At 45.3% G+C, this 25203-nt stretch carries 18 protein-coding genes; 7 read left to right on the top strand and 11 right to left on the bottom strand.

Features of this window, described 5'->3' with window-relative positions:
• Positions 1-188: 188 nt before the first annotated feature.
• Genes EC604_RS04900 through EC604_RS04890 form a run of 3 tightly spaced genes read right to left on the bottom strand, consistent with a single transcriptional unit; the run spans position 189 to position 4787 of the window.
• Positions 189-1370 (bottom strand): substrate-binding domain-containing protein, encoded by a 1182-nt coding sequence (locus tag EC604_RS04900; protein WP_123063072.1) that lies wholly within the window; start codon positions 1368-1370, stop codon positions 189-191.
• Positions 1357-3138, bottom strand: coding sequence for a cache domain-containing sensor histidine kinase (locus EC604_RS04895; RefSeq protein ID WP_429350989.1), 1782 nt, complete (start codon positions 3136-3138; stop codon positions 1357-1359). Before EC604_RS04895 ends, EC604_RS04900 begins: the two co-directional genes overlap by 14 nt.
• A gap of 38 nt (positions 3139-3176) precedes the next feature.
• The gene (locus EC604_RS04890; RefSeq protein ID WP_123063070.1) at positions 3177-4787 is read right to left on the bottom strand and encodes a response regulator; all 1611 of its coding nucleotides are present in this window, start codon (positions 4785-4787) and stop codon (positions 3177-3179) included.
• A 368-nt stretch (positions 4788-5155) separates the two neighbouring features.
• Between EC604_RS04890 and EC604_RS04885 the strand changes: the two genes are divergently transcribed.
• A complete protein-coding gene (locus tag EC604_RS04885; protein WP_090917732.1) occupies positions 5156-5356 on the top strand; it encodes a cold-shock protein in 201 nt (66 codons plus the stop codon).
• Between the two features lie 672 nt (positions 5357-6028).
• On the opposite strand, the gene EC604_RS04880 is transcribed toward EC604_RS04885, so the two are convergent.
• Positions 6029-7717: a methyl-accepting chemotaxis protein gene (locus tag EC604_RS04880; protein WP_123063069.1), complete on the bottom strand. Its 1689-nt coding sequence runs from the start codon at positions 7715-7717 to the stop codon at positions 6029-6031.
• Between the two features lie 612 nt (positions 7718-8329).
• Here EC604_RS04880 and EC604_RS04875 point away from each other — a divergent pair.
• The gene (locus EC604_RS04875; protein WP_240036661.1) at positions 8330-10099 is read left to right on the top strand and encodes a methyl-accepting chemotaxis protein; all 1770 of its coding nucleotides are present in this window, start codon (positions 8330-8332) and stop codon (positions 10097-10099) included.
• A gap of 439 nt (positions 10100-10538) precedes the next feature.
• Here the strand turns inward: EC604_RS04875 and EC604_RS04870 are convergent, their stop codons facing one another.
• Both EC604_RS04870 and EC604_RS04865 read right to left on the bottom strand, forming a co-directional pair.
• The gene (locus tag EC604_RS04870; RefSeq protein ID WP_123063068.1) at positions 10539-11111 is read right to left on the bottom strand and encodes a hypothetical protein; all 573 of its coding nucleotides are present in this window, start codon (positions 11109-11111) and stop codon (positions 10539-10541) included.
• Positions 11112-11967: 856 nt separating this feature from the next.
• Positions 11968-13548: a hypothetical protein gene (locus EC604_RS04865; protein ID WP_123063067.1), complete on the bottom strand. Its 1581-nt coding sequence runs from the start codon at positions 13546-13548 to the stop codon at positions 11968-11970.
• A gap of 695 nt (positions 13549-14243) precedes the next feature.
• Here EC604_RS04865 and EC604_RS04860 point away from each other — a divergent pair.
• Together EC604_RS04860 and EC604_RS04855 are read left to right on the top strand one after the other, a co-directional pair.
• On the top strand, positions 14244-14822 hold the full coding sequence (locus EC604_RS04860; RefSeq protein WP_123063066.1) for a TetR/AcrR family transcriptional regulator: 579 nt from the start codon (positions 14244-14246) through the stop codon (positions 14820-14822).
• Positions 14823-14897: 75 nt separating this feature from the next.
• A complete protein-coding gene (locus tag EC604_RS04855) occupies positions 14898-17084 on the top strand; it encodes a YhgE/Pip domain-containing protein (protein ID WP_123063065.1) in 2187 nt (728 codons plus the stop codon).
• 221 nt (positions 17085-17305) lie between these two features.
• Here EC604_RS04855 and EC604_RS04850 read toward each other — a convergent pair whose 3' ends face one another.
• The 4 genes from EC604_RS04850 to EC604_RS04835 all read right to left on the bottom strand — a co-directional run bounded on the left by EC604_RS04850 (position 17306) and on the right by EC604_RS04835 (position 20958).
• Positions 17306-17677 carry a hypothetical protein gene (locus EC604_RS04850; RefSeq protein ID WP_123063064.1) on the bottom strand — a complete coding sequence of 124 codons (372 nt, stop codon included), beginning with the start codon at positions 17675-17677 and terminating at the stop codon, positions 17306-17308.
• Positions 17678-18564: 887 nt separating this feature from the next.
• Positions 18565-19320, bottom strand: a complete 756-nt coding sequence (locus tag EC604_RS04845; RefSeq protein ID WP_123063063.1) for an amino acid ABC transporter ATP-binding protein — start codon at positions 19318-19320, stop codon at positions 18565-18567.
• 33 nt (positions 19321-19353) lie between these two features.
• Positions 19354-20013 (bottom strand): amino acid ABC transporter permease, encoded by a 660-nt coding sequence (locus tag EC604_RS04840; RefSeq protein WP_123063062.1) that lies wholly within the window; start codon positions 20011-20013, stop codon positions 19354-19356.
• A gap of 174 nt (positions 20014-20187) precedes the next feature.
• A complete protein-coding gene (locus EC604_RS04835; RefSeq protein WP_123063061.1) occupies positions 20188-20958 on the bottom strand; it encodes an amino acid ABC transporter substrate-binding protein in 771 nt (256 codons plus the stop codon).
• Between the two features lie 335 nt (positions 20959-21293).
• On the opposite strand from EC604_RS04835, the gene EC604_RS04830 reads away from it, so the two are divergent.
• From EC604_RS04830 to EC604_RS04820, 3 genes are all read left to right on the top strand, one after another.
• On the top strand, positions 21294-21809 hold the full coding sequence (locus EC604_RS04830; RefSeq protein WP_123063060.1) for a hypothetical protein: 516 nt from the start codon (positions 21294-21296) through the stop codon (positions 21807-21809).
• Positions 21810-21878: 69 nt separating this feature from the next.
• On the top strand, positions 21879-22556 hold the full coding sequence (locus EC604_RS04825; protein WP_123063059.1) for an ABC transporter ATP-binding protein: 678 nt from the start codon (positions 21879-21881) through the stop codon (positions 22554-22556).
• Positions 22528-23484 (top strand): hypothetical protein, encoded by a 957-nt coding sequence (locus tag EC604_RS04820; protein ID WP_123063058.1) that lies wholly within the window; start codon positions 22528-22530, stop codon positions 23482-23484. Before EC604_RS04825 ends, EC604_RS04820 begins: the two co-directional genes overlap by 29 nt.
• A 94-nt stretch (positions 23485-23578) precedes the next feature.
• Here EC604_RS04820 and EC604_RS04815 read toward each other — a convergent pair whose 3' ends face one another.
• Positions 23579-25084 carry an alpha-glucosidase/alpha-galactosidase gene (locus EC604_RS04815; protein WP_123063057.1) on the bottom strand — a complete coding sequence of 502 codons (1506 nt, stop codon included), beginning with the start codon at positions 25082-25084 and terminating at the stop codon, positions 23579-23581.
• Positions 25085-25203 lie beyond the last annotated feature (119 nt).

Raw genomic sequence — 25203 nt, 5'->3', positions numbered from 1 at the left:
GATGACAGAATAAACTTCCAATCACTGTTATCCCCAGATTTTTCGATTCCCTCTTCCATAGGGATAAATCCGGTTATAAAGGCGAGCGCTTCGCTTTTCCAGTTTTTTTCTGTCCTCTCCGTTAATGTGTAAAATAAACAGTTCAACTTATATAAATCCCTTTTATAATGAGTGCTATGATCTAATCCTCATTGCACAAACGGAAATAACAGCTTCTGGTTATCCATCCAGAACATATTTTCTGTGCTAACGACCTTGGTTTCCAAAATAACTCGGGCCTGAACATGCTCCCGCTTCAGTTTGGCAAGTGCCTGATTAAGCCCCAGGTAGCCAGCACTGTAACCGTTCTGCACGATCAGTCGTTGGAACACACCTTCCTGCAACTGCTCTAACTGCTGTTGTTCGCTACCGAATCCAACAATGCTAATCTGACTTCCATCCTTGCGACGATGCAGTTCATCTGCTGCCCCGAGCGAAGCCGGCTCTTGCAGGGCAATGATTCCGGCCAACTCATGCTGATCCAGCAGCTGTTTGACTGTTTGCCAGCATGCATCCCGGCTGTTGCATACCGATTTCGGAATAATGTCGATGTCCGGGTAGTTCTGTAACTCTTCCTCAATCCCCTCTTCTCGCAGAACAAGACCTGCACTCAGCGGGTCCGGGCCTACTAAAGCAATATGACCCTGGCCTTCCAGTAATTCGGCCATGGCCTGTCCGGCCTGACGTCCAGCCTCGAGATTATCCATGGAGATGACGCTGGTGATGCCTTTGACGGGAAACTCATCGTTGAGCACAACAACAGGTACGATACCTCCATCCGTTCTCACCGTCTCTGCCTCCCGAATGATATCGCCAAGCACATCTTCACTTAATGGATCAACCAGCAGTGCGGCTGCCCCTTGTTTCAACGCGAGTGCGGCTGCCTGGACCTGTGCCTGTTCACGCTCACTGCGGGTAAAATCCCGATTCGCTGCGGCGGGTGTGCCCACAGATGGCGGACTTATCGCATAGTCCGCATTAGGTGACGTGTGTGAAGCGGAATCCACGGGATACGCTTCAACGGTGATGAGCTGTGCGCCGCTCTCTTTGGCGGCTGCCTCAGCCCCCAGGCGGATCGCTTCGGCGAGCTCTCCGGTGCCCGCAGGCGTAATGAGCGCAATGCGCTGCGACGATGCCGGTTGATCCGCCCCTGCCATGCCGCAGGCGGCACAGATTAGCAGGCAGCAGACTGCGGCTGCCTGGCACAAGGCTTTGAATGACCATAATCCCGGGGAACCGGGAAGAGTGGCCTGGCTTTTTTTTGCCAATACACGGCGTGTGCTCTTGTTCTGGTTATTCATTTTGCTGCTGGTTTCGCTACCGTCCATCATTCATCCCGTCCTCCTTCTGTTCTTCCTGAACAGGAATCCGAATCCATACCGTTGTGCCTTCCTCCAGCTCACTTGCGAATTCAAGACCATATCCCTCGCCATAATAGTGCCGGATGCGATCATGCACATTGCGCACAGCGACACCGGAGCCCGCCCCGCTCTTCACCACCGGACGGCCGCTGAGCAATCCCGCCATCTGTTCCTCCGACATACCTACACCGTTATCTGTAATGCGGAATACCAGAATCTGCTCTTCACGCTGCACATCCACCTCGATACGGCCCTCGTCCATGTGATACTCGATACCGTGCACGATGGCATTTTCGATGAGCGGCTGTAAAATCAGCTTCAGTGTCAGGCAGTCCAGTACCTGCTCATCCGCATGAATAATGAAAGTGAACTTGTGTTTGAAACGCATCTGCTGAATAGTCAGGTAATGACGGGCATGTTCCAATTCTTCGCGGACGGTAATGATCGTTTTACCCTGACTGAGACTGATGCGAAATAACCGGGAAAGCGACGTAATCATCGTGATGACTTCGTCATTACGGCTCATGCCAACCATGCGCACAACCGAATTCAGTGTGTTATACAGAAAATGCGGATTAATCTGGGCTTGCAGCGCCTCCAGCTCCAGACGGCGTTTTTGCTCCTGTTCATGAATGATCTCATCCATGAGGTTACGGATTTTGTTCACCATCAGATTGAACCTACGCGCCAGACGCTCGACCTCAAGCGGTCCCGTTATGGGCAGCTCCACGTTGAAATCCCCTCGCTCCACCGCCTTCATCTTTCTCTCCATCAGCCGGATTGGACGTGTCAGACTCGAAGAGAGAAACAGGGATACCACAATGACAAGCACCAGTACAATGACCAGCACACGAATCAGGTAACCGTTCACTTCCTGCCGTGTCGTCATGATTTCGTCCAGATACGCCACACCGACAATTTTCCAGCCGATATTCGCCACCGACTTTACGGTATTCAGCCTTTTCTGCCCATCCGCTTCATCTTCGTAACTCCCCGCAGCCACTAGGGCCTGCTCAATATTTTCTTTTTTCAGTCCCATATACATCAGTTGCTGCTGTGGATGATACACAATGTTGCCCGCACTCTCATCAATAATATAGACGTAACCCCGCTGCCCCAGGCTAACCCGGCTGCTCAGTTCGTCCATTTGTTTAAAATTGATATCGACCAGCAGGATCACTTGCTTCTCCTGACCTTGCTGTTTGATGGTGATGCCCTTGCTCATGGAAACGACCCATTGATAGGGTCCAGCATACATATTTTGAATATGAGGCAAGGAAAAGCTCAGATGATTAGGTACACGCAGGGCCGATTGAAACCATCCTTGTTGAGTGACATGAGCACTGCTCTTCAGCTCGGCAGCCGGTCTGTTCTTGAGCAACTGTCCATCGGCGTCGAGCAGTGTAATGGAGATGATATCTTCCCGGCTGCTGAGTAAGGTATCCAGCTGTTTGTCCACCTGCTCCCCTTCCCATGTACCGTCCCGCAGCATATGTTCCTCAATGGCACGGTACAGATGGGACATGCTGCGCACGTAATCCTCCAGGTTATAACTGACCTGATCCACAATCTGTCTGGTCGACAGTTCTGCACTTCGCTCAGCAGCCTGGGTGAATTTGTCATGCAGTAATATGGCCATAATGGTGAGTACCAGTACAATGAAGATGGAGAAAGACCACGTAATAATAGAACGAATACTGCTGAACTTGGACGAACGTACAACCAAGCGAAGATTCATCACAATAGACTTGATTCGTGTAGTTAACGTGCTCCAGCTCATTGAAGGGAACCTTCAGGAGCCGAAGCAGCCTGTTTCCGATACTCTTTGGGGGAGACGCCAGTATGCTTTTTAAAACAAAAACTGAAATAATTCGGCTCGGCAAAGCCCACCTTCTCGGCAATCTGAAACGACTTCAGCTCCGTGGAGCGAAGCAATTCTCTTGCTTCATCCATTCGAATCTGCATCAGATATTGCAGGAAGGTGAGCTGTACTTCTTTTTTGAAAATACTGCAAAAATAACCGGAGCTGATATGTAGATGCGCGCATACCTTCTGAATAGACAGATCCGGATCGGCATAATGTTTCTTCGTAAACGTGAGTGCCTGCTCCACAATATCTTTATACACATGCTGGCGCCCGCTGGAGATTCGCTGTTGTACGAGCAGACAGACTTCACTCACCTTATGCTGTGCCTCGGACAGACCTGGAAGTCGAAACATATCCGTATACAGCTGGAATCCGGCACCGAATATATCCTCCATCTCTTCACCCGAAGCCTGTGCGGCCTTCCAAACCGTAGTTAATACCTCGATCAAATACAACTGAATATCACTGCGGCCATGTTCCACCGTAATTTCCCGGAAAATGGTCTGCAGCCCTTGCTCCAGCTCTGCCTGCGTTCCCGCTTTCAAACAGCGGGTTAATGTCTGTTGTTTCAATTCATCAAAACGCAGCTTTCCTGCAGCCTGCCGCTCCACGTCCGCAATGTAGATCAAGGAATCCGTTCCTGGCACAAGCCGGTAATCCAGCGCCAGCAACGCATCCTCATAGGCATGCTTCACATCGGGAAGGGTGTCCACAAGTCGGCTCGATCCAATCGTTACAGGCACACGTAAATAGTGACGGATGCTTCGCACCACATTTTCCAGTGCTTGCTGCTGCAGGTCTTCCGCTTTCACTTCTCTTCCGTCCAACGGTTCCACGTAGAGCAATACAACCGTCTCCTGATGCATAAAGGCATAGCCTGCCTTGTGATCCGCCCATACCTCTGCCGCAATATTCAGCGCTGCAAACAGCTTCAATTCGGGATCTTCGGTCGGATGCAGTGTAAGGATGGATACACCATAACGTTTACCTCCCAGTTCCAGTCCGCACTGGCTTGCCCGGCTTAATATATATGATGAAGATTTCTGGCGATGCAGCAACGTCGCAATCAAATCCGCCTGTAATAAAGGCAAGCTGGTACGATAGTGTTCTCGCAACAGCTGTACGTCCTCACGTTCCGCAATCTCCTCCTCCATCTGGGCACGCAATCTGGTGAGCAGTTCGGTAAGATGCCCGGCCGAGAAGGGTTTCAGCAAATATTCATCTACGCTAAGCGATACCGCCTGCCGAGCGTAATCAAATTCATCATATCCCGTTAGAATAACGACCTTCACTAGTCGATTCCGCTCTCTTAATCTTCGTGCCAGCTCCAATCCATCCATAAATGGCATGCTGATGTCGGTAATCACGATGTCAGGCTCTACCCGCTCCGCCATCTCCAGAGCCTCACGGCCATTCTCGGCCAGACCCACAATACGCAGATCCAGTGCCTCCCAATCCACCTCGACAACCAATCCTTCACGAACATCTTCTTCATCATCCACGAGCAGAACCCGGTACATGATATGATTCCTCCCTTTTTCTCTAACAAACGAATATGCACGGTCTTTAACCGTTATCATAAAGCGCAAGGTTTCCAACATAATATACAATAAAAATAAACATATGTAATCGCTTTCTTTTAGAAGAGGAATATGAGATGTTGATGAAGTGTTTTCTCCCGTCTGACAAGGGATTTCGCTTCTAGGAGTGTTCTTTTTTTTAGAAAATACATTCAAAAATTGACTTATATTGGTACGCGTGTTATGATGATATAGGTCGATACATTAGTGGACAGAACGTCTACGGTCTAACCACCGTATGAGCATTAATTATTGAATGCAGCTCATACCAATGGTCGTACAAAACTTATTATTTTTGGAGGAATCACATGCAAACAGGTACAGTAAAATGGTTCAACGCAGACAAAGGATTTGGCTTCATCGAAACTGAAGAAGGAACAGACGTATTCGTTCACTTCAGCGCCATTCAAGGTGATGGTTACAAAACGTTGGACGAAGGTCAGCGTGTAGAGTTCGAAGTAACTCAAGGTAACCGTGGACCACAAGCGGAGAACGTTACTAAACTGTAATTGATACGAGGGCTGCCTCCGGCAGCCCTTTATTTATGCCCACTGGCACTTACTTTCGTTGTTTGTTAACACCAATCCCTATATAAGTTTGGACTTTTTGTTTATACAAACGGAGAGGACAGAAAAAAACTGGAAAAGCGAAGCGCTCGCCTAAAAGCTTTCTGAAAGAAAGCTACATCGGAAGCATACACTTATCACCGGATTTTCCCTTTTGGAAAAGGGAATCAAAAAAATCTGGAGATAACAGCGATTGAAAGGTTATTCTGTCATCGGATTATCCGTATAAACACCTTCCTTACACTTATATCCATCACAGAAAAGAGGTTTTTATTCCAACAGATCATTATAAATCCAGTGAACATGTTGTATTTTCCACGGTTGACGACATCATTAACTTCTACTCACCTCAGCAAACGAGCAATGAAAGTACCAAAGCTCACTCACGTCCTGCGCGTACGGTAGATCCATCCGAACACACGGATCACACGGATTACAAGACCGAACGTTAACCACGAAAAGACAGCAACCTATCCGACAAAAGCAGAAGGCCCTGAACCGCTTGAACGGTACAGGGCCTATTTCTATTTTATTTGTAGTCCTACATCTGTATGCTTATTTTACATAACCGTTTCGAATTGCAAAAACCACTGCCTGCGTGCGATCCTCTACATGTTATATCTTGAAAGGGTTCAGGGATGCTTGCAGTTCTGCCGAAACGTCAGACAACATCGCTGCGGACTCCTTGATCTGCTCCACAGACTTGAGTTGCTCTTGTGCAGACCCCGCGGCATGCTGAGAATTCACGCTTGCTGTCTGTGCATGACGTGCAATCTCGTTCACCGATGCCACAATCTGCTCTACGCCTGCCGACATCTCTTCACTGGTCGCCGCCATATCTTCGATCTCTGTTGCAATACGCAGGTTCGTATCCCGAATCTGGGTAAAGCTCTGTTCGGTTTCTCGTGTAAGTCGCAAACCTTCACTTACTTCTTGCTTCACTTTGGCCATCGCTGCCAAAGAATGCAACATGTCCTGTTCCATCGCTCCGACAAGCGCTTCAATCTGGCTCGACGATTGCCCAGCCTGTTCAGCCAGCTTCCGCACTTCGGTAGATACAACGGCAAAACCTCTACCTTGCTCTCCCGCTCTTGCAGTCTCGATGGAAGCATTAAGCGCGAGCAGATTCGTCTGGCCTGCAATTTCATGAATAGCAGATACCATCTGACCGATCTGAGCAGACTTCTCCTCCAGCATACGAATCACTTCATCCGTTGCACTAACAGAAGCTTCAATGGCTGCCATCTGTTCCACCTTTAGCTGTACCGCCTGTCCCCCAGTATCCGCTTGCTCCCGTGAGTACACTGCGGCATCTGCAATGCTGGAGGCTCTATCTGCTATACGCTGCACGCCGATGGCTACCTCTTCCATCGCTTGCAAATTTTCTTCCGTACTTATAGTCTGACTTTTAGCACCGCGTGCCACCTGTTCGACAGAGACAGCAATCCGTTCTGACACACTTGCGGTCTGGTCCGCGATCTGTAGTAGCAGTCCCGTGGAATGACCTGCTTTATCCGCTGCGGCTAGCCCGCCTTGAATAATGCCCTGCAAACTGCTTCTCATCTCATTGTAACCTGCACTTAACATACCAATCTCGTCTCTGACATGATCGACCACGGGCTGTGTGAAGTCTCCCGTTCCTGCACGTTTAATGGCAAGAGATACCCGATTAATTCTGGATCTCACCCTGCGGACGTACCAAACGATCAACACAATGGCAATCAGCATCGCAATACCTACGACGATCAGAAAGGTTTGAAGAAATGAAGAGATAATCACATCAATTAATGATTGGGAAGCACCCACATAGAAAATACCGATGATCTCTCCTGATGCGTTTTTAATGGGTTCATAAGCGGTTTGAGTCTTCTGTCCGACAACAATAGCTTCCCCGAAATACTTTTCGCCCTTCTGCAAAACGGTCTGTGCCACCTGTTCGGACACCTTCGTGCCTATGGCGCGTTTCCCGTCAATCATGACATTCGTAGCAATTCGTTCATCTCCGCGAAAAATGGTCACGGTATCTCCTGACGCGTTGCCGATTTCATCCACCAGATCAAAATTTTCTTCCAGCGATGCATCGCCTTTGTATAACTGCCCATCTTTAATGGCCCAGTCTCCTGGATATTTGTATGACAAGATATGATTTGCCATCTCAAGGTCCCGTTTTACCTTTTCCGTAGCGAATGTCTTAATGCCACCTCTCATCTCCATAACGACGCTGACTGCTACGGCCGAGGAGAACAAAATGAAAATACCGATCACAATCAAACTGATTTTAGTACCAATGCTCATGCTACGCATGTGTGTGCGCCACCCTTTTCACAATTAAATTGTCTCGATCTCTGGCAGATTGGGTTCTGCTTAGAGATTTCACATACAGACTTATCGGCGGTGGTATACACATTTTTTATAATCTAACTGTGACTTTTATCACATTTATTTTAAAATATTAACTAGTCTTTTACGCATTCTCCGTAATTGTGTCAAAAGATGTATGGGGCTGGGAGATCCACAGTCAGGATGATCTGCCATATGTCCTAAAAGTGCAGATAACTCTTCGTTTAGGAAATGAAGAGTTTCTAATTCAAATCATGAAAGAATGCTCGTAACAATATGACAATTGTTACGTAAAACACGAAGATAATCCAAAAGTTCCAGTCCATAAGTCCTATTTTACTTGGGAAATCTAACATTAATATGTCGAAATAACGATATAACTGATGAGTAGAACTTACCTGGAGTTCATATACGTGAAGAGCAAACCCAATATTATTAGCAACTATAGTCTTCTTATCTGTAGAGACATTGAAAATTTCATCGTAATTGAAAATGTCAGTCCATCACAAATACAACTCAATATGTAGCGTATACGACGTCCAGGTGAAGTCCTTTTTAATTTTACAGGAGGAGTGAATGACCTTGTTTAAAAAGCTTCGCTGGAGTACCATGCCATTTTTCGCCAAAAATCTGATTATTTCATTCGGGAGTATCGCTCTGATTGGAATTATTCTGATCACTGCAGCTTATCAGTTGCAAAAAAGTATATTAATCAAGCAACTGCAAGATCAAGCTGAGATTACAACTTTGAAATGGTCTGAGGATCTGGACACAAGTCAGGTTGAACAAGCCACATCCGAGAAGAGTTATTCCGATACATATCAGAGTAAACTGCGGGATTATCTGGATTCCATCCATACTTTTAATCCCAATATCGCGCAAGCTTACATTTTCGGTTCACAGCTAGACGCCGAGAATGGTTCTCCGATTTATGCGATTCCAACCAGTCTGGTTGAAGCATTTGAGAAAGATAAGTATCTGCCAGGTACGAAATATCCGTTATCCAAACAGATTGAACATGGTATCAATGATATGAATGCAACCGGCGGACCTGCGTTTAGTGATTTTTACACCGATGATTTCGGTACATGGACAACACTGATGTATCCAATCAAAAAGGCAGATGGTTCCATCTACGCAGCGCTGTACTTTGATGTTGATGCAAGTGCCGTTCCCAAAGGGCTGAATAAATTACTGATGTACGGCCTGATGTACCTGGTCGGTTTCCTGATTCTGTTCATGGTACTGCAATTTATTATGCTGAAGAAAACCATGCGCCCGATTCGTGACCTCATGAAAGGCATTGAGGAAGTAAGCACAGGTAACCTGGACGTCACGATTCAGACAGGACGCGATGATCTCGGAGTCATTAACGAAAAGTTCAATACGATGATTGAGCGTTTCAATACCACTCTGTTCAAAGTCAAAAATACATCTCGCCATCTCTCGAACTCGTCCAGAGAACTGCTGGATATTTCGGCGAAAAACAACGATAATATTCAATCAATCAGCACCAACATCCGTGAAATCTCTACAGGCCTCGTCTCTCAGGACAAAGCAACTGTGGAAAGTGCACGCGCCATGACCGAGATGTCTACCGTAGTGCAGAACATTGCCGGAAGCTCGGCCGAAGTAGCCGATGAAGCGCTCAGCATGGAGCAACGCTCGAGTAACGGACATGAAATTATGCAGCAGGTTATCGATCAGATGGGGCTGATCTCAAGCGCGGTCCAGAATACCTATGCGTCGATTCAATCTCTGGAGAACCGTTCCAATGAAATTAGCAGCATTGTCGGTATCATTACGGATATCGCTGGTCAAACCAACCTGCTCGCCCTGAATGCTTCCATCGAAGCAGCACGCGTTGGAGAGGAAGGCCGGGGCTTCGCGGTCGTGGCTGGAGAAGTGCGTAAACTCGCTGAACAATCCCAAGAATCTGCAACCCAGATTCGTGCGTTGATCGATGAGATTCAGCGGGATATCGGACAATCGGCAGACGCGATGGAACGAGGTTCGGAAGAAGTGCAAAAAGGCCTCAACGTTACGCGGGAAACGGGAGTTTTCTTCGAAGATATCTTGACGGCTACCAACAAAGTTGCGAACCAGATTCAGGATATCTCGAGCTCTACCGAGGAAATCTCGGCAAGTACACAAGAAATGTCCGCGACGGCAGACGAGTTGTCTGCAAGTGTCAGCAAGGCGGCTAGTAGCAGTAAACTCATTGAGAACTCCATCGCCGAACAGGAAACTTCCATGGCTGCGATCGTCAGCGCATCAGACGAATTATCTGAAGTATCTGAGCAGCTACAAGAACTCATCTCGTTCTTTAAGGTGAAAGAAGCGTAGGCTGAGCAAGTTTGACATGGCTGGCATAGCACGATGAGAGAAGTATGGATTATGCGATGGTTGTGAAGTGTATTGCATAAGAACCCGCAGAAATTGTGGAAAATTGCAGGCATATCACGTACTGATCATGGGGCGGTATGCGCCGCAGCAGTAACTTCAACCAAGGCTTGAGTGTTTGTGCACTCAAGCCTTGGTTTTTTAGCTTGAATTGTCTGACATTGCATTCTAATTCTAACGATCACAGGAGACGCTATTTGCCTGATTTTTTGCTTCATAGAATTCTAACGATCACCAGAAACCTTATTCGTTTCAAACACCCTGTTTTTCGACGTTTTCTGCTGTATTTCTTCCAAATAACGTCTGGGGTGATCGTTAGAATTGGAAAAGGTCATAAACTAACCAAATAAGCTCTCCTGTGATCGTTAGCGCTCATCCGAGACTAGTTCATCGCATCAGCTATACTGCTCAAGCTGCTCCTAACTTCCCCCACACTTCGATAAGCTCCAGCTATTTTAACCAGCTTCCAGCTATTTTTTTGCTGCTTCAAATAGTGTAACGTCACCGCGCTGGGCATCAGGCACACTCGCTCATCTCCCATTTCAAACCATTCCAGCTTCATTCCCACTTTTTCCGCAAATTGTTGAATGCTTTCTACTGTCTCCAATGTAGCTAACTTTGAAGTACCTGGACCTGAATCTAAATCTGAATTTGACTCTAACTCTTTTTCTGTTGCTACTCCACCGCTGTTTCCTACTTCGCCCCAAACATCTATACTATCGAACAAGTACGTCCCGTCCATCTGGAATGTCATATTTACCGTGCACCCTTTGTAATCAAAGCTGAACACTTCGAGTTTTTCCTTCTCCACACTCCACACCTCATCCGCCTGCGCCTTAGCCTGCTCCAGTGTGATCTGAGCATCTGCTGGTAAACATTGCGGCAATTTCCCCTTTTGCACGTACTCTTCCAAAGAGATCGTATCGATAAGTGATTTGGTTTGCTCGTTATTCATGGTTTGTTCGTCACCACCTTTCTGAGTCCGTTGGTAAGAACATGAAAAAAGTGATTCGCAGAGTAGTGAGGCTCCCCGTTTTCATATCCATCAATATTGGACTATTGCGCTTCGTTGTTAAAGTTAAAGAATAAAAATATGTATACATGGGTTGTATGTCGCATGAATGTTTAATAAAATGAAAGTAAGGAAAAATAAGAGTAGCCAGGCCAATGGCTACTCCTGTACAGCATTTGCGATGGATAATCCTCCAAGTGTGTTTCGTAAGGTGAAGAAATAACCCGCTAGGCCTCCAACCTATGGCGGGTTATTTCTTTTTTCGATCAATGTATGTCAGGAGCGCAATAATTAACGTTGCGAACATGATTACATCTGAAAAAGAGAAATTCATAGACAACACCTCCTTACCGGAGGACTGTCTATACCCACCACAAATTGGCTGTACATTTTAAATTATACCAGTGTGTAGGTGCTCAGACGAGCACCTTTTTTTATTTTTTAACAACTTACTTAAGTTCACATATTTCAATCGGCGAGCTCTATACAGAGTGTAACCGGCAAATGCCTGGAAATGGTGGGAGTTTCGGAAAATTTCAATCCGCACACTCCATACGGAGTGCGACCAAAGTGAGCTACCCAGATCAGTGAAGCTGGCAGAGAATATAATGCTTATCTGAAAGTTGGTTCCGCCCCGACAATTTACCGGAAGAAAACGAAGAAAATTGTCTCACATACATTCAATTATACCGCTTCGTTGATTGCACTTTGCTCTAATCTTCTATAAAAACGAGCAGACAAAGACGCTCGGTCAGGTGCAATATCCTGTCTGGGCGTCCTATTTTATAGTGTAGCTCTTTTATTTCAGGTATCCTTTGGATTTCCAATATCGCTTCGCAAAGGATTCAACAGCATAGGGCGGTTCCCCATCCAGCAAATCCTGATTCGCTTGCATCAGCTCTTTGCGCCCACGTTCCAGCAATTGAACGGCATGTAGTAATTGGGGACCACCTACATAATGAAGTTCAAGCAACAACGGCTCTTCCTCATCCTCTTGCTCCTGAGCCGAGTATTCAATTAACACAATTTCCGTGCCGTCCGCATGCTGGTGTAGCGTATAGAAGTATTTCTCGACCTTCGTCTCCCCTTGGGTATCCGTATACTCTCTACCAATACGCAGCATAGCTGGCTTGGGAACATCATTATACATTTGACCTGCTTGTCGAAATGCAAAGTAGAAGTCTTCAATCCACAACCCATGCCGGTCATCATCATAATAATCGTCATACGGCTCCACGATAGGCAACGCTAATAAATCACGAATACGTTGCGGCGAAATTAAGGTACGGACATACTGGTAATTCGATACGGACCGCAACAAGGTATCCCATCCACGGTTGCTTAACTGCTGAATATCCGGAGGTGAGTCTTCCGTAAATACGCTCCATTCGGAGTTCTCACTGTTCACATAACGATATGCGCCTGAGATCATCCAGACAGGAGTGCCCGCTTGCTCGGCAAGTTCATTAGAAGAGCCTGAAGCTTGGTCTGCTGGCTCTATTTTGAGCAACAATGCACAGTCTTGGTCATCTTGAAAATACAGACTCCGGAAATAGCCCTCCGTATACTCATCCCCGTAGACAGAACCTCGGCAAAACTGTCCATCCACCCAAAACTCATAGCTGTTCAGCAACTCCCCCTCCTCTCTTACAGGTAATAATGAAGGGTGAGTAAGACGCTCAATGTTCTCAGCGGTGAACCGATGATCTTCGAACCAATCCGGTACATCTGGCGCTAGTTCTGCGGCATAAATATACTTTCGTTTAATGATAGGCTGTCCCTGCTCCAGCCTCTTGATCATCTCTTCTCGCCATGGAAACGGCTCTTCTGTATCTTCGTCAATGACACACTCAGGAACAAATAACTCCAGCATGTCAAAGCCTTGCCATGGTCCGAGATCCTCCCAATCTTCAAGCTGACGCTTCACTTTCCGCTGTCCTTGAACCTGAATTCGATATTGCTCTGTACTTACTAGCAGCCCACCTTCTACGTTGCCTCTCACCGTCAATTCTCCATGGTTGTAATCTCCCCAGAACATATCCTCCACATAAAGATTACCTGTAATATATATTTCCTGCCCTCCCACGAGCATATAAGGCGTTGTAAGATCACCAAGCACAACCAGGTTAGAAGCGGCCGCGTCGGATCCTGTGTTTCCAATATAACGATCAACGATCAGATTTCCCTCCACCATAATTAAAAAAGGCCCCTCATCCAGCAACAGCTCATTGATATGAAGATCACCTGAATGCAGCCATACTTCCTCGGCATCAAGTTCACCATCATGTGCTTCATTCTGTGTATACATCCAGCTTTCGTGAGGCAACCTCGTTTTGATATCGGCAAAAGTAACCTTTTGACCTATGTGATGTATGGACATGTCCTGACACTCCTCATCGGTTGATATATGGATAACATCTTCAAAACTTCTAATCTTCGAAACTCCGAATCTATTGGCAGCATGACTACCCAGTTTAATTATACTAGAGGAAATTGAGTTGAGCTTTCTGTTGATTGCATTAGCAGCGATAAGTAGATCAAAGTTAATCACATAAGTCCACATTTCAATCCACGCACTCCATACGGAGTGCGACAGCGAAAAACAAGTATAGTACGTTACTACACGTCACAAAACTACGTTTTTACACTACTATTCTATGTGTTCTCACCAACGAATTCAATCTTTTTCCAGCTTATTGTTGCCAAAAGGCATCAAAAGTCCTTGTTTTTACTACTTTCAAGGTGCGAATCCCCCGGGGTTTTCATGTGAGCTTCACATTCGCACCTTTCTCTACTCTTCCAGCTTCTCCCTACCCACACCATCACAACGTTCACTTTCCAAACTATGACATAGATCACATCTAACTTCATACACAAGTGCTACATTAAATAACGACCAACTGACCAAAACAGTAAACTGGTCAATCGCAAAGTTTGGTTCATCTTTTTTCAAATCCTTTCACCATCGCTTCAACTTGCTTCATCATTTTCAAAAATCTCTACTGCTTCACACTGCTTCTCGTGTTTTACCCGCTACACCCTTACACACGTCAGACCCCAAGGAGGTGCATAGCCGTGAAAACGATAGATCGAAGGCAACAGGTGATGGACTCTGCCGAGAAATCCTTTGCCCTGTTTGGCTACAAAGCCACAACGATGGAACAAGTGGCGAGACTGGCCAATGTGGGCAAAGGAACGATCTATACCTTTTTCGAGAACAAAGAAGAATTGTTTGATGAGATCCTGCGCTCGATTATTGCAGACATGAAACGGATTACGGAGCAGACGGTGAAGGATGAAAACTCTTTTCTGGATAACGTGCATCAGAGTATGGACTCGTTGCTGGAATATCGGGAGGAGCATGAGCTGCTGATCAAGCTTTTCCAAGAGGTCAACGATTTCGGAACACCCCAAGCGAGAGAGGGTCTGCAAAAAGTAGAGAAAGCCATTCTCGAATACCTCGAGCGTCAGGTTAGTCGGGCCATGGAATTACAGCAAATTCGTACCGACGATCCCAAGCTGGTCTCGTTTGTGCTACTGAAGTTATACGTCAGCCTAACATCCGATTGGAATAAAGCGCATCCTACGCTGCACAAGGATCAGATCAAAGCGTTTGTGGGCCTCTTTCTCAAAAATGGATTATCCCCCACCTAGAGAAACGCCCGCGGACGCACACATACCATACTAATAGAGAAACAAGGGATAAGCGTAAGATAGGGAGAGAACATCATGAAATCATTTCGTGTATTTGGGCAGGATCTGAAATCCGCCTTCAAGAAACCAAAAGTATTTATTCCCATTCTCGTTGTGCTGTTCATTCCCGTGTTATATAGCGGACTGTTCCTGAACGCCTTCTGGGACCCATATGGCAAAATGAATGAATTACCTGTAGCCGTGGTCAACACGGATCGGGGTGCAGTTTACAATGACAAATCGCTTGAAGTCGGCCAGAATCTGGTTGATGAGTTGAAGAAAAGCGATGATTTTAACTGGCAGTTCGTCACCCGCGACCAGGCAGAACAAGGCATGAAGGACAACAAATATTACATGACCATTGTCATTCCAGAGGACTTTTCCGCCAAAGCAACTACCCTGATGGATGAGCATCCGGCTCCGGCAGAACTGATCTACGAGCCCAACGAAGGTTACAACTTCCTTGCGGGTCAGATCGGTGGCACGGCGGTCAAACAGATTCGCTCCAAAGTCTCTGCCAAAGTCACAGAATCATATACCGAAACCCTGCTGGATAAGGTCGAGAAAATCTCGGACGGTTTGGCAGATGCCGGAGATGGCGCAGGTAAAATCCATGATGGAGCAAGCAAATTGGACGAAGGGGCGGCTACGTTAAAAGAAAACCTGGCGAAACTGGCTGACGGTGCAGGCAAGCTGCAAACCGGCGCCGTTTCGTTAAAAGAAGGCACAGCAACCCTCGCCAAAGGCACAGGTGATCTTCACACTGGCGCGAGCACATTATCGAATGGTCTCGCACAATTAGCTGCCGCCGGCACCAAGCTGGGTGACGGCGCAGCACAGGCCGCAGCTGGCAGTAAACAGCTGCATGCCAGTATTCAAGTTGCGCAGGAAGGCGCGTCCAAACTGGACGCAGGACTCGCAGCTACCGAACAAGGCAGTGCCAAGCTGACCGCCGGACTGCAAACTTCCGTGGAAGGTAGCGGCAAAGTCAGCGAAGGCGCCAAAGCAGTCGCCCAAGGTCTGGCTCAACTAGCAAAGTCCAATCCCGAACTGGCAGCGAGCCCCGCTGTTCAAGAGCTACTCGCAGCTAGCCAGGCCGTTGCCGCTGGCAGTGAGCAGGTATATCAAGGCGGACAGCAACTCGTTGCCGGAAGTCAGCAAATGCAAGCTGCACAGCAACAATTGCATCAAGGCAGCAGCCAGTTGGTTCAAGGTGAAGAGCAGCTGGTACAAGGCGCAGCACAGTTATCCGGCGGACAAGAAAAGCTGAGTGCCGGGCTCAACCAATTCAATGCCAAATTAAACGAAGCGGCCGCTGGCGGTGCCAAACTGGCAACAGGATCAGAGCAACTAGACGCTGGTGCTGGCAAGCTTTTGGCCGGAGTGAATGAGCTGGAGGGCGGGGTTTCTACCCTTACGGATGGTTCTCATAAGCTGGCTGATGGTGCTGGTAAGCTACAAGAAGGCACGCTCAAGTTAACCGACGGTTCCGGCGAACTCGCCACCAAATTAAACGATGCTGCGCAGCAAACGAGCAGTGTCAAAAAGACCGATGAACTGGTTACGATGTATGCCGAGCCTGTTCATGTCGATGAACACAAATTAAACGAAGTGCCCAACTACGGCACAGGTTTTTCGCCCTATTTTCTATCACTCGGATTATTTGTCGGTGCGTTGATTGCAACGCTGGTTGTACCAACACGTGGCAGTAGTGTAAGTGACGCAAGTGGCTGGAATCGATTTGTCAGCAAAACCCTTGCCTTCACCATTATGAGCGGCGTTCAATCTTTGCTCGCTTCCGGGCTGGTGTTATACGGGCTTGGCCTGAAGGTACAGAGTGTGCCGTTATTCCTTTTGTTCAGTTTTGTGACGAGTCTGAGTTTCATGTACATCATTCAGGCATTGGTAACTTGGCTGGAGAATCCGGGACGCTTCATTGCCATCCTGTTGCTCATCTTCCAACTCACCACCAGCGCAGGAACGTTCCCACTGGAACTCATTCCAAACTGGCTGAAAGTGTTCAACCCATGGCTACCAATGACGTACTCCGTAACGGGATACAAAGCGGTCATCTCCAGCGGACAATTCGGCGTCGCCTGGGATCAGATCGGCATTCTATGCATCTTTGCAGTTCTCGGTCTGGTCGGTACGTTAACGTATTTCCTGAAACATCGCACGGTTGAAAACGAAAATCTCAGCAGTGAAGCTGTATTTCAGGCTTAGATAAGATATTCAGCTTTGGTATAAAACTTAGCTATCATGTTCGATTTAATATAAATATCAACACAAACGGTTATAGAAATGTAAAAGGCATATCCTTTATGTCAGACTGGCTGTTATGCAGCGAGTCGGGACAATGGATATGCCTTTTTGAATTTTCTTTTTTTTAATAGGGTAACCTCTGCTGGCTACATGTTATACGTAAAAAGACTCTATACTTATCGTCAGGCTCTCACAACATGTTCATCAATAAACTGTAGAAACTCTGCTTGCATGGAGCCAAGCGTAAGCATTTTTTTGATGATGCTAAACCGATAATGTATACCATGAGACTGAAATGACCATATCGACGCCAACGAAACCCCGGATTTGAGTCGCTGTTGCTCCAGATCTGAAAGTGGTATTCGAACCATTTGAACAACTTTGGAAGAAAATAAATTGAGGAACAAAATTTTAAGCACATCATGATTGATCAGCAATATAGCTCGAGATGTCGTTGAGGAAATCGCTTGTGACGTAACATAACAGGCCAGCATATCTGCTTCTTTGTAAGGTTCGCTTAGTCGATTTATCAATTTTCTAGTAATAAGTAGCATATTGATCGTACTCCTAATATGTAGAATACACCCACAGTCAAAACTATAACACGATAGACTGCATGAACCAACTGGCTCACAGTTTTATCAAAAATGGTGGTGCGTGTCTGTCGGGAAAATCATATGAAATCGAGGTTTCTCTACACATATTACCTATGGAGAAAGTTTCGTTCTAAATGCACACTAGTTTGGGCGGTCTCCGGTTTGCCAGATTCTAACGATCACCAGCGACGCTATTCAGCCTATTTTAGGCATTTATAAAATCTAACGATCACCAGAAAGCTTATTTACTTGAAATACAGCGATTTACGCTACATTTTGAGGGTTTCAGCCCAAATAGCGCTTGTGGTGATCGTTAGAATTCCAAAGGTCGCCGAAACGACAAAATAAGCTTCTCTGTGATCGTTAGCGTGTTAGGTGCAAGTCGAGAAAATCAGAGTTCAATCCAGGTACTCCAGAAGGAGTGCGACTACTCCCCTATTATGACTTATCGTGTTTACAAATGATTTCAATCCACACACTCCATACAGAGTGTGACCAGTTACAAAACGCAGGAGACACTGAACTAGTACGATTTCAATCCACGCACTCCATACGAGTGCGACCTGCTATTCGGGATATTGTTCGGGACGTGGCTGTTATTTCAATCCTCGCACTCCATACGGAGTGCGACAGCGAAAAAACACGTAATAAAAGCATAGATTGTATACTTTATTACGTGTTCTCGTTTAATTCTTCTAATAATTAGTATCATCTTAATATAAAACCCCTAAAATATTCAAGGTCATTTGCCAAAAGGTATCAAATCAACCTATTGTCAGGTGCGAATCTCCCAGGGATTTCATGGGAGCTTGGCACTCGCACCTGTTTTAAATCACGCTCCACCGTTACTCTTCCATATCCACTCGTTTCAAAAACGTCTGGGTGCGTGCGAGCTTTGGTGCACCGAAGAGTTGATCTGGCGGGCCTTGCTCGGCAATTTCGCCATTGTCCATGAAGAAGACACGATCCGCAACATCACGAGCAAAGCTCATCTCGTGCGTGACAATCATCATCGTCATGTTTTCCTGCGCCAGTTGCTTGATGACACGAAGCACTTCTCCCGTCAGCTCCGGGTCGAGAGCCGAGGTTGGCTCATCAAAGAGCAGGATATCTGGCTGCATCATCAGGGCGCGCGCAATCGCTACGCGCTGCTTCTGTCCACCGGACAAATTGGCCGGATAAGCATCGGCCTTGTCCGACAGTCCGACTTTGGCAAGTAACTCCATGCTGCGGCTGCGAATTGCCTTGATGCTCTCTTTTTTCAACGTCTTCGGTGCAAGTTCAAGGTTCGCCTGTACAGTCAGATGCGGGAACAAATTAAAATGCTGAAACACCATGCCCATACGATCGGTAATCTTCCGAATCTCGGTAGCACCTGCGTACCGCCCATCATCCACCAGCGACTGATTCTGAATGCGAATCGTTCCGCCCGTAACATCTTCCAGGTGGATCAAGCTGCGCAACATCGTGCTTTTCCCCGAACCTGAAGGTCCAATTACCGCAATCACTTCACCTGGAGCCACGTTAAAAGAGACTTGTTTCAGCACATCCAGTGTGCCAAATGATTTTTTCAACTGATTTACTTCTATACTATAGGTCATATGCAGACAGTCCTTTGATTGAACAGATTTGATTTATTCATGCGAAAAACGCTTCTCCAGAACCTTGAATAATAAGGTAAGCACCAGAGTCATAAGCAAATACATAATTGCCGCTACGAAAAATGGAATGAGTTGCAAATCCCGATTCACTGCGGCTTGCGCATAATAGAGCAACTCGGGTACAGCTACAGCGTAGAGCAATGCCGTATCTTTAACCAGCGTAATTGCCTCGTTCGCTGTGGCCGGAAGCACCACCCTCACCATCTGTGGAATGATAACTTTTGTCATTGTCTGCCACTTCGTGAGTCCAAGCACTTTAGCCGCTTCATGCTGCCCTTTATCAATCGACAACAATCCGCCCCGGAAGATTTCTGCAAAGTAAGCTGCATAGTTCAGAATAAATGCGATAGCCGCTGCAATGAAACGATCAAAGACCAGATACTCCCCGATGACCGGAAGTAATGGAAGGCCGAAACAGAAAAATAATACTTGCAAAAGTAACGGTGTCCCACGCATCACATAGACGTATGTGTGCGCAATCCACGCCAGCGGTTTGAACTGGCTCCGCATCGCTAACGTTACCGCGAATCCTAGGGGTACCGATAGCACAATCGCAAGCAGAAATAAGAAAATCGTCGTTTGTGCACCTTCCAGCATCGGTTTTATAATCGTTGAAATATAGTCCCAATTCATGAATTAGTTCTCCTCTAATCTGTTAACCCCGCACTCCTTGGAAGCATATCGCTCCAGCATGGAATACGGGGTCGTCGTTTTCGTGAGTATTGTCTTCCCAACTGGGAAAAATCCCACATCTTTATTTGTCAGGCGTATTTCACCTGGCTGCTTTCAAATTCACCAATTCATTTCTTACTTCAGAACCTTGTCTTCACCAAGCCATTTCTTAGAGATTTCAGCGGCTTGGCCGTCCGCATTCAGCTCATCCAGCGCTTTTTGCAACTGATTGAGAAGTTCTTCATTGCCTTTTTTGATCCCGATGCCATATTGCTCTGGCGCCAGTGATTCATCCAGCAATTTGAAGGTACCTTCTTCCTTGGACATATAATATCTTGCGACCACTTCATCAATGATGACTGCGTCCAGACGTTTCGTTTTCAGATCAGTCAGCGCCAGTACATTATCTTTGAATTCGGAAGCTTTAACTTTATCCTTCAGAGGACTTGCCGCCAGCGCATCTGCCGCTGAGGACAAGGCCTGCAATCCTACATTTTTGCCGTCCAGCTCGTCCAGCTTCGTAATCGGGGAGTCTGCCAGAGTAATTGCAACCTGACTGTTCTCCAGATAAGGCTTCGTGAAAAGCACTTTCTCTTTGCGCTCATCTGTAATCGTATATCCGTTCCAGATCATATCGATCCGGCCGCTGTTCAGCTCCGACTCTTTGGAAGACCAGTCGATCGGCTGGAAAGTTACCTTTTTACCCATTTTCTCCGCAGCTGCACGGGCATAATCAATGTCAAACCCGACAATTTCATTCTTCTCATCCCGGAATCCCATTGGAGCAAACTTATCGTCGATCCCTACAATGATGGTGTTCTCATCTTTATTTGCGGAGCTGGAACAGCCCGCCATAATGATCATACATATGCTGATAAATAATAGTAGAATTGCTTTCTTTCTCATCTCTCGTACCCCTCCATGTCTATGACCAAGCTCAAACGCTTTAGTTCGTTACCACGTTATCAGAGACTTATAATAACATAGCATGAGATAAGAGTCGAGCATCTTGCTCATTTCCAGCGAATTCAACCCTAAGAATTGTCAACAATTTGTGAAAATAAAGCCTGCATCTGATTAATTTTACCATCTATTAAATTAATATACTTAACGAGAAAAACGACAATAATAGTATTTAAAAGAAAATCAGTATATTTATTTCCATTTAAAGGTATGCAAAAGTGTTTTTACATGGTAAATTATAGATGTAATACAAAAAAATAGTTGGAGGTAGTTACTGAATGAAGTTATCACGCATTACCACAAAAGTTGCGTCAGGCGCCCTTGCTTTAAGTTTATTGCTTTCTGTTTCTCCAGTGCTCGCTTCAGATGCTCCAAGCCTTACTGCTAATCAACTTGAAGTAATTGAAGCCGCAAACAATGCTGTACTAAGTGAGGTACAAACTGTTAATAACGATGGTGTTTACTCACTCGCAGCAAGCAATATACCTTACACAGTAAAACTTACTAGAGGAAGCTTCTTAGCTTGGTCTGACGCGGTAGTAGATTGGACTTCAAATGGTAATCAAATTACTTCAAGTAGTGGTAGTCAAGATTCAGGATATGTGTTCCCTAACATAGTAAGAAAAGGAGGAATAACCAAACAGAGTTCTTCAGCTGCTTCTTATCACATCTATCTTTCCAAAACTACTATTGGTGCCGGTGTTGTATCTCCTTGGGGGGATGTAACCGTCTACGAATCAGACTTTTCTGATTACATCAAGGTTAATAAGGACGGAACAGCCACTAATTACTAAAATACTTATAACAACTGAAAACAACGACCAAAAAATGGTCGTTGTTTTCAGTTACTTGAGGTGAAAATCATGATAACTATTTCTAATTTGTCAAAGGACTACAAAAATAAAGTTATTTTCAATAATTTAAACTTAAAAATTCCAGAAAATAAAATTACATTTATCTCTGGGCCTAATGGTTCTGGAAAGAGCACTCTACTAAAATGTCTTTTAAATCTCGAAGATTACACTGGGGAAATTAGATATGATAATTGTCATTTTGAAAAGGTAAGGGAAGATGTAATGGTTGTATATGATAATAGCCCACTCTATCACAATTTAACCGGATCCCAGAATTTAGAATTATTAACCAACCATTCCTTTAAGAATGCAAATGAGAATAATCATGATATACTTATGCCTCATTTTCTTAAACCAGAAATTTTAAAAAGCAAAGTAAAAAACTATTCTCTCGGGCAAAAAAAAAAATTAAGCCTAATGAGAGTTCTGCTAACTAAACCGAAATACTTATTTCTTGATGAAGCATCAAATGGATTAGATCACGAAGCTCTCTTAGATCTTAAATCTCTTTTGAGAAAGTTGTCAGTAGATACCACTATTATAGCAATAGGGCACCATTTTGAATATTATACTTCTATTATTGACAATCTTATTTTGATGAATGATCAATCCGCGATCCAAATTAAAGATTTCGAACTTCAAGAGGGGGAAGGATTGAATGACATCTACGAACGTTATATTAAATAGAACAAAAAAAGAATTAAAATATCAATGGTATTCTCGCATTATATGGATCACTATGATTATTTCAGTTTCCATCTCTTTATTGAATATATATGGTTTAAAATCGAAGGCTGCGAGTTCTTACGATCTATACGTTAGAACCTATAATTTATATAAAGAAGAAGGCATGGATGTTGATAAAATGCTTGATATGCCTATAAATATCAGCGGCACTGGCACTGAACAAGTTGTAGATAATCCTGTTCGCCTACGTCTGGAAGAAGCAGCGACTTCGATAAATCATCTTACTATAAATTCAATTGTTACAAATACGTTAGAATGGATGACTTTTGTTTTCTTTCCATTAATCTTTGCTATTTATTCTATATTTATAGCTTCTTATGACTATAAATATAAAACAGTTAGTATTAAAGCCACACTAATGGGTCCATCACAATTAATCACCTCAAAAATACTCTCTATTTTCTTAGGAGTCTTGGTTGTTTTTGTTGTTACTTTATTCTCTTCATTAATTACAGGAGTTATTTTCCATAATCAAGTTATTTCTGGAATCGCAGAGCAAACTTTAACAAGGTTTGATGATGCTATTGTTCCGAATAACCTTACCCTTCAAATTTTATTTAGCTTATTAGTCAGTCTTATATTTGCATCAATTGGTTTTTTCATGGGAATATTATTTAAGTCCGCTCTTCTTCCCGTTATTTTATTTTTTGTATATGATTTTATAATTCCTGTACTTGGGAAATTCGATGTACGTAACTTAATCTCTGTAATAGCTCATGATATCTTCGAATTTAAGGGAAGGTTCCAATTATTCAAACCTACACCTGTTTCAGAAGTGACTTCTTTTATAATTTTAATTATTGTTTTTGCCCTATCTATTTTTCTATCTTATGCTAGCTTTAATAAGCAAAGTAAGTACAATATGTAAATTCAATTAAACTACTACATGACAAGCGAATACAAATTATCATCCGCTTGTCATGTAGTTGCTTATCTAAAAAAATGATTCGTTCCTGCACTCTCTACTGCTTTACTTTCTCGCGATCCTTGCCTTTATCGGACTCACCTGCGTTTTTATTCGCGGCCTCCCGATCTTGCTGCATCTCTTCTACCGTTTTGACCTTCAGACGCGCAGCACCTTCGTAAGCCCTGGTTGGAATAAGATCACCTGTAGCAAGTCTCACTTCTGCAGCTTTAATCGCATCACTGTACTGTGGCAACCACTTCGCCTGTGCAACCAGCATCTCATCGACCATCTGCCAGATTTCCTTCGGATTACAAACCGCGCCTACCAGCGGGTCCATCATAAATGCCTGTCGCAACAGCTTGTCGTCCCCATGCACTGCCGCTTCCACCGCCAGACGTTGCACGGATATGCTTACATTACACACCGCCGCTGGGCCCAGAGGCAGATCACCGATATGCGGCATCGAGATGCCGTTACGATCTACATAACCCGGTGCTTCAATGATGGCATCATCCGGCAAGTTGGAGATCACCCCGTTGTTCACGGTGTTAAAATGACCACGATACACACGTCCTGTCTCCAGGCTCTCTATGATATAAGAGCCGTGCTCTTCGCCGCGTTTCTCTGGTAAATACTGCATCGGATCATCCTTCATCCAGTTTGGAAAATCCGTTTCGAACCAGTTGCGCCCCTCGGTACACACGCGCAGATATCCACCCGTTTCACCGTTAATCCAGCTTCCCATGTCAATCCAGTCATTAATCTCTTCAGGACGTTTGCGATACCATGGCACATATTCACTTAAGTGACCATTGGATTCAGTACTGTAATAACCAAAGCGACGCAACATATCGATCCGAACTTTCTCCGTACGGCTGTACTCGGGATGCTTCTCAAAAGCTTCCAGCAATCCACCCGTAAGATCCTTGCCTTTGTGGGACGCCTGAATATACCATGTCTGATGATTGATACCTGCACAGATAATATCCACTTCACTCTTTTGCAGTCCATACACTTCCGCAATCTGTTGATGTCCATGCTGAACGCCGTGACATAACCCGATCGTGCGCACACCACCGTATTTGTTACAAGCCCATGTCAGCATTGCCATTGGATTCGAGTAATTCAAGAGCAACACATCCGGCGCACTCTGTTCGCGAATATCTTTGCAGATCTCAAGCATCTCGGCAATCCCGCGCTGTCCATACATAATGCCGCCTGCACACAGCGTATCCCCAACACATTGATCCACCCCGTATTTGAGCGGAATATCGACATCGGTTGCAAAAGCTCCCAGTCCCCCTACACGAATCGTACACAGAACATACTTGGCGTCTTTCAACGCTTCTCTCCGATCGGTTGTCGGCTGAATCTGAATATTCAATCCGTTCTCGCGGATATCCCTCTGGCAAAGCTCGGTGACCATGTCGAGATTATGCTGATTAATATCGCAGAATGCGATCTCGATGTTATTGAATTCCGGTACAGTGAGCAGGTCACGCAACAATCCCCTTGTAAATCCAATACTGCCCGCACCGATAAACGCTACTTTGAACGACATGTACATGTCCTCCCGTAATCCGAACCTTCCGGCTTCGGTTAATGACTTGCTTCATGGGTTCATTGTAACAACAGAGCTACGGAGAGCGTTATCAAAATCATGACCTGTTCAGAGGCAAG

Source organism: Paenibacillus amylolyticus, from assembly GCF_003719335.1.
GTDB lineage: Bacteria > Bacillota > Bacilli > Paenibacillales > Paenibacillaceae > Paenibacillus > Paenibacillus amylolyticus_D.
The sequence above is the reverse complement of the archived record's forward strand: the minus strand, read 5'-3'. Positions and strand labels throughout refer to the sequence as shown.